Source organism: Sphingomonas faeni (genome assembly GCF_030817315.1).
GTDB classification, from domain to species: domain Bacteria; phylum Pseudomonadota; class Alphaproteobacteria; order Sphingomonadales; family Sphingomonadaceae; genus Sphingomonas; species Sphingomonas faeni_C.
In genome coordinates this window covers 3,540,394-3,553,451 of the sequence record NZ_JAUSZF010000001.1, presented here as the reverse complement: position 1 = coordinate 3,553,451, position 13,058 = coordinate 3,540,394, and the positions used below count along the sequence as shown (strand labels likewise).

Genomic DNA, 13,058 nt, shown 5'->3' with positions numbered 1-13,058 from the left:
CGTCACCGCGGTCCGCGGGATCACGCCCGTCGCGCTCGTAAGGCCGGGCGTGACGCGCATGGATCGCGTCGAGCTCGGCGCGCTGATCGGCAGTCAGGATCAAGCCCATAGCTTCCCCCACATCTCAAGCGCGGTGCGCTTCTCGTCGAGGTAGCTGTAGCGGTTGTAGGTTCCAGCGACGCCCTGCACGACGTGGCCGAGGACGCGTTCGATGTGCTCCTGCGGGACGCCGAGCCGCGCCATCTGGGTAGCGACCGAGCGGCGAATGTCGTGGACCGTCCAGTCCGCCAGCGGCGGTAGGCCCTTCACCGCGCCGAGTTCGGTGATCTTCGCATCCAGCAGCCTTCGCCTTGGAGAATCCGCTGACCGGGCGGGCGCCGCTGGTCGTCGTGAACATGCACTCGCCGACGTTCCATTTGGGCAGGGACTGGATAAATGCCCAAGCCGACGCGGACAGGGGGTAAACATGCGGCTGCTTCGTCTTGTAGCGCGACGCCGGTATCTCGACCGCGCGGTGTTGAGCATCGACCCAACCCCGCTCAAGCTCGGCAATCTCGGACCGCCGCTGTCCCGTCAGTATGAGCAGGCGGTACATGGGGCCGAACGGGTAGCCAAGCTCGCCCGCGGCGTCCCAGACCCGCCTCAGCTCTTCCATCGACAGGTCACGCTCCCGGGGAACGTAGCCCAATTCGGGTCGCCGCATACCCGCGAGCGGGCTGGCGGCTATGTGCCCTCGCTCGTCGGCCCAATTGAATGCTTTCGTGAGGTGCTTCCGCAATTCACGCGCGAGGGCCTCGCCCTTGGCCGATACGATGTCGTCGAGCAGGTCGTGGACCTCCGCGCGGGTGATCGTCTCGATCAGCCGGCCGCGCCAAACCGGCAGAGCGTGGTCGGCGATGATGCGCTCGGCGGCGACGCGTCCGATCTTGCCGGTGGGCCCCTTGGGGGGCACCGCCGCCTTGCCCGCCCGGGCGGCCTCGATGGCAGTCGCGCGTTCCCTGGCGAAGCGACCCTCCTTCGCGTTCTGTTTCACGTGCAGGTCCACGAAGCGCTCGAAGATGACTTCGAAGGTCCGGGTCTGCCGCGCCTCAAGCTCGGCAACCCGCTGGACCGCGGCGTCGACACCCTTCGCGGCGGCTTCGAGTGCATCGCGAGCCTTCTGCCGCGCTTTCTCAAGGCCCACCAGCGGATAGCCGCCGAGGGTCATCCGCTGCATCTTGCCGCGCTTTCGGCCGTCCCCGGCGCCCGCGACGTGGTAGGCTACAGACCATCCCTTCGCGCCCTTGTCGCTGACGCGGAGGTACATGGCGGTCACGATCTCGTCGCGGTACGTCGCCCGGGTGCTGGGCGGGGTCGAGACCTTCTCGACCCACTTGTCCGTCATTCGCACTTTTCGGGTTGGCAGCTCCGCGATCTTGCGCGAGCCGCCTCCAGCGTCGGGCACCGCCTCGACCTCCCTCAACACCGTCGCCATCGAGCCGTCTCGTCAAACCGGGGAACCGCCGGGGAACCGATCAAGCCGCGCTGCGGCCAGACCAAGGGATACCCGGCTAGACGCCTTATCGAGCCAAACTCCCGGAAAAGCTAGCGTTTCGGGGCCCTATCAATACTCCGCCATACTGCGCGAGATGAGGTCGTTGGGTCTTGGTAAGGCTGAGGTCGTGAGTTCAATCCTCACCGGCAGCACCATTTTCTTCGACATTCGTGATTGTGACACGCATCCCCTGCGGGGACCCCAAGGGGCCGCGTCAGATCGCAATGATAGCCTTCATCAGGCTTCGGCGATCAGGGAACCCATGATCGAGGCGCGGAATCTACCTCTGCGCGATTTCGTTGCGGCTGATCCGGGCCGTCGAGCGACAAGCCCCTGTAATTGCGGCGCCATGTAGTACGCACATCCTTCCTATCGACCGCGTTTTACCACATGGTGGCCGCATGCCGACGATACCCGCCGTCTCGACGATCGCCCAGACGATCCAGCTTTCGCTAGCGCCCGTATTCATGCTGGCGGGCATCGGCCAGTTGCTGAACGTGCTTGCCGGCCGCTTGTCGCGGGTGATTGACCGCGCGCGGAAACTCGAACATCTCCACGCGAGCAGCACCGGACCCGAGCATGTCCGCTTCGTCTGGGAACTGCGCCTGCTCGACCGCCGGATGACGATCATCAACGCTGCGCTGTTCCTCGCGGTCTCCAGTGCGATCATGACGTGTATCCTGATCGCGCTGCTGTTCATCGCCGAACTCGCGAAGCTGCATTTCGGGACCTACGTCGCGGTATGCTTCATCCTGGCGATGATCCTGCTGATCGCGGCGCTGATCTCGTTTATCTTCGAGGTGCGGATTTCGCTCCGCGCATTTCGTATCCGCCCCGAATTGCTGAGGCCCCTGCCATGAGCGGCTCGATCGAGAAGCGCCTGTTGCAGGCCGTGATTGCGGTGGCGTGCCTGTTGCCGCTGATCGTCGGCGGCCAGGGTATCCTGCACGGCCCTGCGCCGTTCGGGCATCTGGCCGACGTGCCGAGGGATCTCGACAGTCATTTCCGGTATATCTCGGGGATATTCTTCGCGACTGGTCTCGGGTTCGTGAGTTGCATCCCGCATATCGAGCGTAAGGGACCGCGGTTCCGGCTGCTCGGCGGGCTGATCTTCGTCGGGGGCGTGTCGCGGCTGATATCGTTGATTGCTGTCGGCGTGCCGTCACGGGGCCATGTGCTCGGCCTGGGCATGGAGACGATCGTCGTGCCGTTGCTGATGCTGTGGCAATGGAATTTTGGGTGGCGGAATTTCGCGCGGCGGACCGCGTTGCGCGGTTGATCTGAACGATGATCGCCAGCGTGCGTTAGGGCGACATCCAATCCCATGCAGACAGGAACGCCGTGACGAGACTATTGAAGATCGTCGGCGGTGCGATCCTGTTGCTGGTCGTGATCGGTGCGTTGATCGTGACGATCGTGCCGCAATTCCTCGACCGGATCTATTATCACGGGTTCGCATCGAGCCATTTCGACGGTGCGCGGTTCTTCAATCCCGACGGCGACGCGGATACGAAACAGATACAGCCCAAGGGCAGTGGCGGTGGCCGGGCGAGCTTCTTCTGGAAGTATTTCACCGGCAGCGATGGTCGATCTGCATGGCCGAAGTCGGTTGCGGTCGAACGGATCGCACCGCCCGCCCGCGTCGAGGGCGAGCGGATGGTCGTGACGTGGGTCGGTCATGCCAGCGTACTGATCCAGACGCAGGGGCTCAACATCCTCACCGATCCGGTCTGGGCGGAGAAGGCCGGGCCGCTGGGCACGGGGCCGCGCCGTGTCGCCGCGCCGGGGATCGCGTTCGATGCGTTGCCGAAGATCGACCTCGTGCTGGTCAGCCACAATCACTACGATCATCTCGACAAGGCGACGCTGAAGCGGCTGTGGCAGCGCGATCGGCCGCGGATCATTACCAGTCTGGGCAACGACAGCGTCATCGGCCAGACCGGCGCGCAGGCGACCGCGCTCGATTGGGGGCAGCGGGTGGCGATCAAGCCCGGCGTCGCGATCACCGTGACCCGCAACCATCACTGGGGCAGCCGCTGGTTCACCGACCGTAACCGCGCGCTGTGGTCGAGCTTCGTCGTGACGCTGCCGGGCGGGAACGTGTTCTTTGCGGGTGATACCGGCATGGGCGACGGCAAGTGGCCGGATGAGGCGGCGGCGCTGGGGCCAATCCGGCTGGCGCTGATCCCGATCGGTGCGTTCCGGTTCGTCGACGGGCAGATGGAGTCGGGGAGCCATATCGGGCCGGTCGATGCGGTTGAGGTGTATCGGCGGTTGGGCGCCGCGCACGCGATCCCGATCCACTGGGGGACGTTCCGGCTGTCGTTCGAGGGGTATGATACGCCGCCGAAGCTGCTGGCGGCGGCGATGCGCTGTACGGGGCAAAATGGGTTTGCGCCGGTCGCGATCGGGCGGCCAATGGAGATTGCTGGGTATGTGAAGCCGGCGGCGGTTACGCCGATGGCTCGGGCAGCTTTGTTGAAGTGTCTCGATACGCCGACGGTTCAGGCTTTGCGCTAAATTCTCCGTCACCCCTGAGCTGTTCGGCGGGTATTCTCTTCGAACAAGTAAGCCAGTTTCCCCGCGAAGGCGGGGACCCAGACTGGGCTCCCGGCTTCGCAGGAGAACAACGAGAGAGAAGCGTAACGCCGCCCCCCATCCTACCACCCCGGCGAAGGCCGGGGCCCAGTTGGAAAGGTCGCAGTAATGGAAGACCGCGTTAAGTTAGCGACGTTACCCAACTGGGCCCCGGCCTTCGCCGGGGAGGTGTACCCGCTCGGACGCGATAGGCGCCGAACACAGCTCGCACCTCACCCCATCTTGAACACGCAGAGCTTGTTGCCGTCGGGATCGCGGAAATACGCGCCGTAGAAGGCCATTTCCTCGGGTCCACGCGTGCCAGCAGCGCCTTCGTCCGCGCCGCCGAGTTCGATCGCCTTGGCATAGACCTGATCGACCTGCTCGCGCGAGTCCGCTGCCAGCGCGACCATCGTGCCGTTGCCCGCGGTCGCAGCCGCGCCGTCATAGGGCTTGCCGATTACGAGCATCGGCTTGTCGGGGCCCGCGCCGTAGAAGGTCAACTGGCGGGCGTCGGGCATCTGCATGAGGCGCTTGCCGCCGACCGTCGCGAACAGCGCGTCGTAGAAGGTGAGCGCGGTATCGATATCGTTGGTGCCGAGCGTCGCGTAACCGATCATGGGGCTCTCCTCTTATAATTGAAGAGCGATATCGGCGGGTTACGCGGAGGACGCAACTGGCCGTTCCCCCGCGAAGGCGAGGGTCCAGGCCCGAACCCTCTCGACATGCGACGGTGATGTAATCCCTGGGCCCCCGCGTTCGCGGGGGAACCCAAAGCTTAGGCCGTCAGCCGACGAACGCGCGCTCGATCACGAACGTACCGGGCTTCGAATTCGCGCCCTCCTCGAAGCCCTGCGCCTCGAGCATCACCGCGAATTCCTTGATCATCTCGGTCGAGCCACACAGCATCGCGCGGTCGGTTTCGGGGTTAAGCTTCTGCTCGCCGCGGACCGGGTGGCCGAACAGCGATGCGTCCTCGATCAGCGCACCGATCCGCCGCGTGGTGCGGAACGGCTCGCGCGTCACGGTCGGGATGTAGTGGAACTGCGTCTGCGCTTCGTCGGCGATCAGCGGATCCTCCGCCAGCAGCCGGACCATCTCGTCATGATAGGCGAGATCGCTCACGCGGCGCACGCTGTGCACGACGATCACCTGCTCATACGCAGCATAGACGTCGGGATCGCGCATCAGGCTGAGGAACGGCGCGAGGCCGGTGCCGGTCGAGAACATGAACAGGCGCTTCCCCGGCAGCAACGCGTCGAGCACCAGCGTGCCCGTCGGCTTCTTGCCGAGATACACTTCGTCGCCCGGCTGGATCAGCTGGAGCTTCGAGGTCAGCGGGCCATCCTCGACCTTGATCGACAGGAACTCGAGCTCTTCCGAATAATGCGGGGATGCGATCGAATAGGCGCGCATGATCGGCTTGCCGCCTTCCTGCGGCAAGCCGATCATCACGAACTCGCCCGAGCGGAAGCGGAAAGTCGAGGGCCGCTCGATCGCGAAGCTGAACAGATGTTCGTTCCAGTGGCGCACCCACAGCACCTTGGCGTTCAGGAACGCAGGGGTCTCGGGGATCAGCGCGGGCGCGCGCGTTGCTTCGACGGTCGGGGCGGTCATGCGTCTATTCCTTGGCCTACGCGCGAGCGCGGGCGGATCGATGGCTTGCGAAACGGTCGCATTATTGGGGTCAGGGGAATGGGTCAACAACAGCTAATCTTGGCCTCGCCCAAACCCGGCCCTTCTTAATGCGGTTCTCCTGCGAACGCAGGAGCCTAGGGTTGCGAACGGCGTCCCTCTGCAATCATGGACTCCTGCGTTCGCAGGAGAACGGGATGGCCATCGCCACGATGACTGGCCGTTGCCGACTCACCGCATGTTCCCCATATTTCCCCTCGATGGCCATTCAGATCCGCACCAGCCTCGCCGAGCCCGAAACCGGCGACACCTTCGTCCCGCACCGCCCGACCGCGCGCCCCGACAAGGTCGAGGGCGGCAAGCGGTTCAATCTCGTCAGCGAGTATGAACCCGCGGGCGACCAACCGACTGCGATCGCCGAACTCGTCTCTGCGATTGGCGACGGCGAGAAGGACCAGGTGCTGCTCGGCGTCACCGGCTCGGGCAAGACGTTTACGATGGCGAGCGTCATCAACCGCGTCCAGCGCCCCGCGCTGATCCTTGCACCGAACAAGATCCTGGCGGCGCAGTTGTACGGCGAGATGAAGTCGTTCTTCCCCGACAACGCGGTCGAATATTTCGTCAGCTATTACGATTATTACCAGCCCGAAGCGTATGTCGCGCGGTCGGACACCTACATCGAGAAGGAATCCTCGACCAACGAATCGATCGACCGGATGCGGCATTCCGCCACCCGCGCGCTGCTCGAACGCGACGACGTCATCATCGTCGCGTCGGTGTCGTGCCTGTATGGCATCGGCTCGGTCGAAACCTATTCGGCGATGATCTTCGACCTCAAGAAGGGCACGACGGTCGATCAGCGCGAGATCGTACGGAAGCTCGTCGCGCTCCAGTACAAGCGCAACGACGCGGCGTTCCAGCGCGGCAATTTCCGCGTGAAGGGCGACACGCTCGAAATCTTCCCGTCGCATTACGAGGACAGCGCGTGGCGCATCTCGTTCTTCGGCGACGATATCGAGGAGATCACCGAATTCGATCCGCTGACCGGCAAGAAGGTCGCGTCGCTCAACTCGGTGCGGGTGTACGCGAACTCGCATTACGTCACCCCCGGCCCGACGCTGAAACAGGCGGGCGAGGCGATCAAGCATGAACTGGCCGAGCGGCTGAAAGAGCTGGTGCTAGAGGGCAAGTTGCTGGAGGCGCAGCGGCTGGAGCAGCGCACCAACTTCGACCTGGAGATGATCGCCGCGACCGGCTCCTGCGCGGGGATCGAGAATTACAGCCGCTTCCTCACCGGCCGCATGCCGGGCGAGCCGCCACCCACGCTGTTCGAATATCTCCCTGACAACGCGCTTCTGTTCGTCGACGAGAGCCACGTCACCATCGGCCAGATCAACGGCATGTCGCGCGGCGATCACCGTCGCAAACTGACGCTCGCCGAATACGGCTTCCGCCTGCCGAGTGCGATCGACAACCGCCCGCTGCGCTTCAACGAATGGGACGCGATGCGCCCGCCGACGACGTATGTCTCGGCGACCCCGGGCAGCTGGGAAATGGAGCAAACCGACGGCGTGTTCGCCGAGCAGGTCATTCGTCCGACCGGGCTGATCGATCCGCCCGTCGAGATCAAGCCGGTCGAGGAGCAGGTTCAGGACCTGATCGTCGAAGTCGGCAAAACGACGGCGTTAGGGTATCGCACGCTCGTCACCACACTCACCAAGCGGATGGCCGAAGATCTGACCGAATACATGCACGAGGCGGGGATCAAGGTCCGCTACATGCACAGCGACGTCGAGACGCTCGAACGCATCGAGCTGATCCGCGACCTGCGGCTCGGCGTGTACGACGTGCTGATCGGCATCAACCTGTTGCGCGAGGGGTTGGACATCCCCGAATGCGGGCTGGTAGCGATCCTCGATGCGGACAAGGAGGGCTTCCTGCGCTCCGAGACGTCGCTGATCCAGACGATCGGCCGCGCGGCGCGCAACGTCGACGGCCGCGTGATCCTGTACGCCGACCGCGTCACCGGATCGATGGAGCGCGCGATGAACGAAACCGCGCGCCGCCGCGAGAAGCAGGTCGCGTACAACACCGAGCACGGCATCACCCCGACGACGATCCGCCGCAACATCGGCGACATCATCGCACACGTCGCGAGCCAGGATCAGGTGACGATCCCAATCGACGAGGATCGCCCGCACATGGTCGGCCACAACCTGCGCGCGTATATCGAGGATCTGGAAAAGCAGATGCGCAAAGCGGCGAGCGATCTGGAGTTCGAGACTGCCGGGCGACTGCGCGACGAGATCCGGCAGTTGGAGAACGAGGAACTGGGGCTGCCGGTCGACCAACAGAAGGCGCCGGTCATGGGACGGTCGAATGAGGGCAAGCCGGGCACGCGGAAGACGCGCTACGGGAAGAGCCAGAAGATGCGGATGGGCGGTTCGCGGTCGCGGTGACCGATCGAGGCGATGCGGGTTATACCCTGCATCGCCTCGTATGGGTCAGCCGACGACGAGGTCTTCGCTGCTAGACCCGTAATAGCTAGCGACGCGGTCGGCATAAGCCTGGTCGAAGACGGGGGCGTTGTTCGACCAGCTCGGACCGCCTTCGAGGACGCGCTTGTCGATCGTGACGACGTAGAGGTCGCGGACCGCGTCGAATTGGAGCAGCGCGAACGGCAGCGGGTAGAAGCTCTTGCCCATGCCGAGGAAGCCACCGAGGCTGAGCACGGCGTGCGTGACGCGGCCGGTGCCCTTGTGGACCATGAACGCGTGGACCGAGCCGACAGCGTCGCCATCGCGGCTCTCGACTTTCATCGTGCCCGAGATGTTCGACTGGACGAGCAACTGGGTCGGGGTCTGGGCGGCGGTATCGGACATGAGCGTTCTCCTGATTTCTTTCGTCGCTGAACCGGTACCACCGTGCGGCGGTTCCCGCCTAGAGCGCTTCGTCGTACTTGAGCGACCGCCGGGCGTGCCGCATAGCGATGCGATGCGCACTCGGTCTCCTTATCTCGTCGGCTTGCGATCGCTTGCCAGCCCCCTCGCCCTGGCGCGCCTTGCCGGCCTGGCGACGCTCGCGTCGATTGCCGGCTGCGTTCCGCCACCGCGTGCCGAAGCGCCGCCGCCGCCGCGCACGGTGGCGCCGCCTCCTGCTCCGGCCCCGCGCCCGGTACCGATCGCCGCGGACTGGCGCGACTGGCCGTATTCGCCGGGCACCTGGGTCTATCGCCGCGACGCCCGCGGCTCGATCGCGCTGTTCGGTCCGGCGAATGCCGACGCGTCGCTGACGCTGCGCTGCGATACCTCGGCGCGCCAGGTCTATCTGTCGCGTGCGGGCACAACGGCGACCCCGCTGACGATCCGCACGTCGAGCGTGACGCGCGCCGTGTCCGTACAGCCGACCGGGGGCACACCGCCTTATGTCGCGGCCGCACTGATGCCGAACGATTCCTTGCTGGAGGCGATGGGGTTCAGTCGGGGGCGGTTCGTCGTCCAGCAGGCCGGAATGCCACCGCTCGTGGTGCCATCCTGGGCCGAGATCGAGCGCGTGACCGAGGATTGTCGTAGCTCATATCGGCCAAGCGACAGTCCGGGTAGGATCGGCCGAAAATTTCCATAAAACAAGACTTGTATCGCATGCGCGGTCGGCACACATTGCGGGTGCGGTCGGGCTTGGCCGCGTTGTTTCAACAAGCGAAAGGAGGTGATCCGATGTCTCATGGTTCAGCAGTGAGTTCGGTTCGGTTCGTTCGGGGGACGCACCGCTAACGTCGCCGGTCCGCGTGGGGAGTATCCTCTCCCAGTCAACATGTGGTCCACAGGCTAAGCGGTACGCATGGTCCTCCGGGCTGGAGCTCTCCGGCCGCTGACCATGTTAGGAGGTTGTCGGGTCGTCGGGAGACGATCCGGCAGCCTCTTTTCATTTGTGACGTGTTTGGTTGCCGTGATGGTTATTCGAACGCTGTCCGAAAAGACATTGCTTGCGACGACGTGTGCTGTCGTCGAGGCTGTCCCGGCTGAGGATATTGGCAGGCGCAGGCTAATTGGACGATTAGTTTCCGCGCCACGCCTTCATTTCAAGTGAGCCTCTTTAAGCAGAGGACCTGAAAATCGAGTGTGCATTTAGGCAAACGCTGAAGCAGTCGGGGGGGGGGCAAATGAACGCCCCCCGGCCTACCGTCACCCTGACGAAAGTCATGATCCAGGATCGCGCAGGACAGTACCGGGTTACTCTGGATCCTGACTTTCGTCAGGATGACGTGAAATAGACTGCGCGAGGTGACATGCTGATGCATTAGCCCGACCTGCGGCGAGTGTCGCACTGAAGCTATCGGTATCCCGCGATTGCCCCTTTTACAGGAACGCCTTCGCCCGATTGAGCACGACGCTGCACATCCGCGTTTTCACCTGCCCGCCCAGATCGTCGAGCGAGAACGCCTGCCCGTTCGGCGCCTGCACCTCGCCTTCTTGGCCCGCCGCGTAGCCCGGCGACGTTCGTATGCCCTGCCGCCCGGTCAGACGCTGGAGGATTGACTGCGCGCCGGTAGCCGGCGCATTCGTCGAGCCGCCTGCTCGTGCCGCGCCATTTCGTCCACCCGTCAGTGCGCCGAGCGCCCCACCCTGCCCGAGCAAATTGTTCTTCAGGCAATAGCCTAGCAGTCCAGCAGCATTGCCGGCGCCGATCCATCCGACGCTCGGCAGCGCACCACCGAGCAAGCCACCAAGTCCGCCGAGACCATTTTGCGTCGACGCCGATTGCGGTGCGCTGGACTGGGCCGATGCGGAGGTCGCGAGGGCCAAGGCGGCCACGAGGGCGATTGCGGTCTTGGGCATGATAGGGTGCTCCGATAGGGTTGTGGCACCAACGGGACTGGCCGAGGTGCGTTCCGAAAAGTTTCGTTCAGCGACCGGCGAACAACGCGTCGACCGATCCGCCATTGGCTCGCAATGACGCCTCGACCCTCCGACGAGCGTCGTAATATACGAGGGACGATGCGCCCGGGCCGGTCGTGCGAAGACTTTCAGCATCCGCGTCCGTCAGGCTGCTCTCGCGCGCAACATGATCCGCATATCCCTCGGACTGCCAGGTCGGCAGCATCGCGCTGCGCAGTTCGCCGACGTGGTTGGCGATCATGATATGCGTCGTCTCGTGCGCGATCACGCCGGACAGCGTGCGGCTGCCGCCGATCGCGCGACCGTTCGTCACGCGGTCGGCACCGATGTCGCTGCGATTGAACACGATCGCCAAGCTGAACGGCCGACGGAACGCGAAGGCGCCGGGCGACTGGATCGCAAGGAGCCGCCAGCGCCAGCCGCCGTCCGTGAGGAACAGCGATCGATCGAGCGGACCGGTGTAGATCGGACTGGCGCGCAGCAATCCCTCCGCACGCGCCAGTTCGCTGCCGATCCGCGGATCGATCGGGCGCTCCGCATAGACGGTGACGGTGCCGATCCGCTGCTCGTACGGAAACGCCAGCAACTGCGGTGCGTAAACGACCGCAACGGCAAGCAAAAGGAGGACGGAGGCTATCCATCGGACGGGCCCCTGCCCCCTTCTGCGAACCCGCGTCGTCATGCGGGCGTCAGCAACCCTTCGCGCGCGATCTTCTCACGCCAGACCAGCGGAGCGAGCTGGTGGACGTTCTCGCCGGCGGAATCGACTGCGACGGTGACGGGGAAGTCGCTGACTTCGAACTCGTAGATCGCCTCCATGCCGAGATCCTCGAACCCGACGACCTTCGAACCCTTGATCGCGCGCGCGACGAGATACGCCGCGCCCCCGACCGCCATCAGATACGCCGACTTGGCCTCGGCGATCGCCTTGGTCGCGTCGGCGCCGCGCTCGGCCTTGCCGACCATCGCGAGCAGGCCCTGGTCGAGCATCATGCGGGTGAACTTGTCCATGCGGGTCGCGGTCGTCGGGCCGGCGGGGCCGACCACCTCGTCGCCGACCGGATCGACCGGGCCGACATAATAGATGACGCGCCCTGCGAAATCGACGGGGAGCGGTTCGCCCTTGGCGAGCATGTCGGCGATCCGCTTGTGCGCCGCATCGCGCCCGGTGAGCATCTTGCCGTTGAGCAGCAAGCGGTCGCCATGCTTCCACGTCTGCACGACTTCGGGCGTCAGCGTGTCGAGATCGACGCGGATCGCGGCCTTGTCGGGCGTCCAGTTGACGTCGGGCCACTCCTCCAGCTTCGGCGCTTCCAGATAGACCGGGCCCGAACCGTCGAGCACGAAATGCGCGTGGCGGGTGGCGGCGCAGTTCGGGATCATCGCCACCGGCTTCGACGCGGCGTGCGTCGGCCAGTCGAAAATCTTCACGTCGAGGATGGTCGAAAGTCCGCCCAGCCCCTGCGCGCCGATGCCGAGCGCGTTGACCTTGTCGTAGATCTCGATCCGCAGCGCCTCGATGTCGTTCTTCGGCCCGCGCGCCTTCAGCTGCGCCATGTCGATCGCGCCCATCAGGCTTTCCTTTGCGAGGATCATCGACTTCTCGGCAGTACCACCGATGCCGATCCCGAGCATCCCCGGCGGGCACCAGCCCGCGCCCATCTGCGGGATCATCTCGAGCACCCAGTCGACGATCGAATCCGACGGGTTCATCATCTTGAACTTCGACTTGTTCTCGCTGCCACCACCCTTCGCCGCGACGTCGATCGAGACGGTGTTGCCGGGCACCATCTCGACATGCATGACGCTGGGCGTGTTGTCCTTGGTGTTGCGACGGGTGAAGGCGGGATCCGCGAGGATCGACGCGCGCAACTTGTTCTCGGGGTTGAGATAGGCCTTTCGCACACCCTCATCGACGACTTCCTGCAAGGAGCGGGTCGAATCGAGTCGGCAGTCCTGGCCCCATTTGACGAAGATCGTGACGATCCCGGTATCCTGGCAGATCGGGCGATGGCCCTCGGCGCACATCCGGCTGTTGGTCAGGATCTGCGCGATCGCGTCCTTGGCGGCGGGGCTCTGCTCGGCCTCGTACGCGACGCCGAGCGCGCGGATGTAATCCATCGGGTGGTAGTAGCTGATGAACTGGAGCGCGTCGGCGACGCTTTCGATCAGGTCGGCTTCGGTGATGACGGTCATGCAGCGCCTTTGCGGATGCGGGGATGCGCGCGTCTTAGCCGCGTTCGGGCGATTTATGAAGACCGAGGGGGCGTCGGCACGCCATCAGTACGGGCCCGGCTGCAAAAGAAGGTTAGGGTGGGTTAGGCCAACGCGCGCTCTTTCGTGGAGCTGGCAAAGAGCCGCGCGGTGTGCAAAGCATGACCGACTTTGCACCAGGGCTGTGATCGACGATTTGA

General features: G+C 64.6%; 12 protein-coding genes and 1 pseudogene. 5 read left to right on the top strand and 8 right to left on the bottom strand.

Annotation, left to right across the window (positions count from 1 at the left end):
• Nucleotides 1–99: 99 nt before the first annotated feature.
• Nucleotides 100–468, bottom strand: coding sequence for a tyrosine-type recombinase/integrase (locus QFZ54_RS20495; RefSeq protein ID WP_373458606.1), 369 nt, complete (start codon nucleotides 466–468; stop codon nucleotides 100–102).
• A gap of 640 nt (nucleotides 469–1,108) precedes the next feature.
• Nucleotides 1,109–1,384, bottom strand: a pseudogene (locus QFZ54_RS20490) (Arm DNA-binding domain-containing protein); the annotation flags it as partial.
• 551 nt (nucleotides 1,385–1,935) lie between these two features.
• Between QFZ54_RS20490 and QFZ54_RS16465 the strand changes: the two are divergent.
• The 3 genes from QFZ54_RS16465 to QFZ54_RS16455 all read left to right on the top strand — a co-directional run bounded on the left by QFZ54_RS16465 (nucleotide 1,936) and on the right by QFZ54_RS16455 (nucleotide 4,054).
• Entirely contained in the window at nucleotides 1,936–2,394 is a 459-nt protein-coding gene (locus tag QFZ54_RS16465) for a DUF2721 domain-containing protein (protein ID WP_056065567.1), read from the top strand.
• A complete protein-coding gene (locus tag QFZ54_RS16460; RefSeq protein ID WP_307088882.1) occupies nucleotides 2,391–2,813 on the top strand; it encodes a DUF4345 domain-containing protein in 423 nt (140 codons plus the stop codon). Before QFZ54_RS16465 ends, QFZ54_RS16460 begins: the two co-directional genes overlap by 4 nt.
• Before the next feature lie 62 nt (nucleotides 2,814–2,875).
• Entirely contained in the window at nucleotides 2,876–4,054 is a 1,179-nt protein-coding gene (locus QFZ54_RS16455) for an MBL fold metallo-hydrolase (RefSeq protein ID WP_307088881.1), read from the top strand.
• A gap of 290 nt (nucleotides 4,055–4,344) precedes the next feature.
• Here the strand turns inward: QFZ54_RS16455 and QFZ54_RS16450 are convergent, their stop codons facing one another.
• On the bottom strand, nucleotides 4,345–4,731 hold the full coding sequence (locus QFZ54_RS16450; RefSeq protein ID WP_307088880.1) for a VOC family protein: 387 nt from the start codon (nucleotides 4,729–4,731) through the stop codon (nucleotides 4,345–4,347).
• 166 nt (nucleotides 4,732–4,897) lie between these two features.
• A complete protein-coding gene (locus QFZ54_RS16445; RefSeq protein WP_307088878.1) occupies nucleotides 4,898–5,728 on the bottom strand; it encodes a ferredoxin--NADP reductase in 831 nt (276 codons plus the stop codon).
• A 278-nt stretch (nucleotides 5,729–6,006) separates the two neighbouring features.
• Here QFZ54_RS16445 and uvrB point away from each other — a divergent pair, with 278 nt between their 5' ends.
• On the top strand, nucleotides 6,007–8,205 hold the full coding sequence (uvrB, locus tag QFZ54_RS16440) for an excinuclease ABC subunit UvrB (protein WP_307088876.1): 2,199 nt from the start codon (nucleotides 6,007–6,009) through the stop codon (nucleotides 8,203–8,205).
• A 45-nt stretch (nucleotides 8,206–8,250) separates the two neighbouring features.
• Here uvrB and QFZ54_RS16435 read toward each other — a convergent pair whose 3' ends face one another.
• The gene (locus tag QFZ54_RS16435; protein WP_254687519.1) at nucleotides 8,251–8,628 is read right to left on the bottom strand and encodes a PRC-barrel domain-containing protein; all 378 of its coding nucleotides are present in this window, start codon (nucleotides 8,626–8,628) and stop codon (nucleotides 8,251–8,253) included.
• 112 nt (nucleotides 8,629–8,740) lie between these two features.
• On the opposite strand from QFZ54_RS16435, the gene QFZ54_RS16430 reads away from it, so the two are divergent.
• The gene (locus tag QFZ54_RS16430; protein ID WP_307088874.1) at nucleotides 8,741–9,370 is read left to right on the top strand and encodes a hypothetical protein; all 630 of its coding nucleotides are present in this window, start codon (nucleotides 8,741–8,743) and stop codon (nucleotides 9,368–9,370) included.
• Nucleotides 9,371–10,104: 734 nt separating this feature from the next.
• Here QFZ54_RS16430 and QFZ54_RS16425 read toward each other — a convergent pair.
• The 3 genes from QFZ54_RS16425 to QFZ54_RS16415 form a co-directional block, all read right to left on the bottom strand.
• Nucleotides 10,105–10,584: a DUF2501 domain-containing protein gene (locus QFZ54_RS16425; protein WP_307088871.1), complete on the bottom strand. Its 480-nt coding sequence runs from the start codon at nucleotides 10,582–10,584 to the stop codon at nucleotides 10,105–10,107.
• Between the two features lie 67 nt (nucleotides 10,585–10,651).
• Nucleotides 10,652–11,230: a hypothetical protein gene (locus tag QFZ54_RS16420; RefSeq protein WP_307088869.1), complete on the bottom strand. Its 579-nt coding sequence runs from the start codon at nucleotides 11,228–11,230 to the stop codon at nucleotides 10,652–10,654.
• A 92-nt stretch (nucleotides 11,231–11,322) separates the two neighbouring features.
• Nucleotides 11,323–12,840, bottom strand: a complete 1,518-nt coding sequence (locus tag QFZ54_RS16415) for a fumarate hydratase (RefSeq protein WP_307088867.1) — start codon at nucleotides 12,838–12,840, stop codon at nucleotides 11,323–11,325.
• Nucleotides 12,841–13,058: the final 218 nt, after the last annotated feature.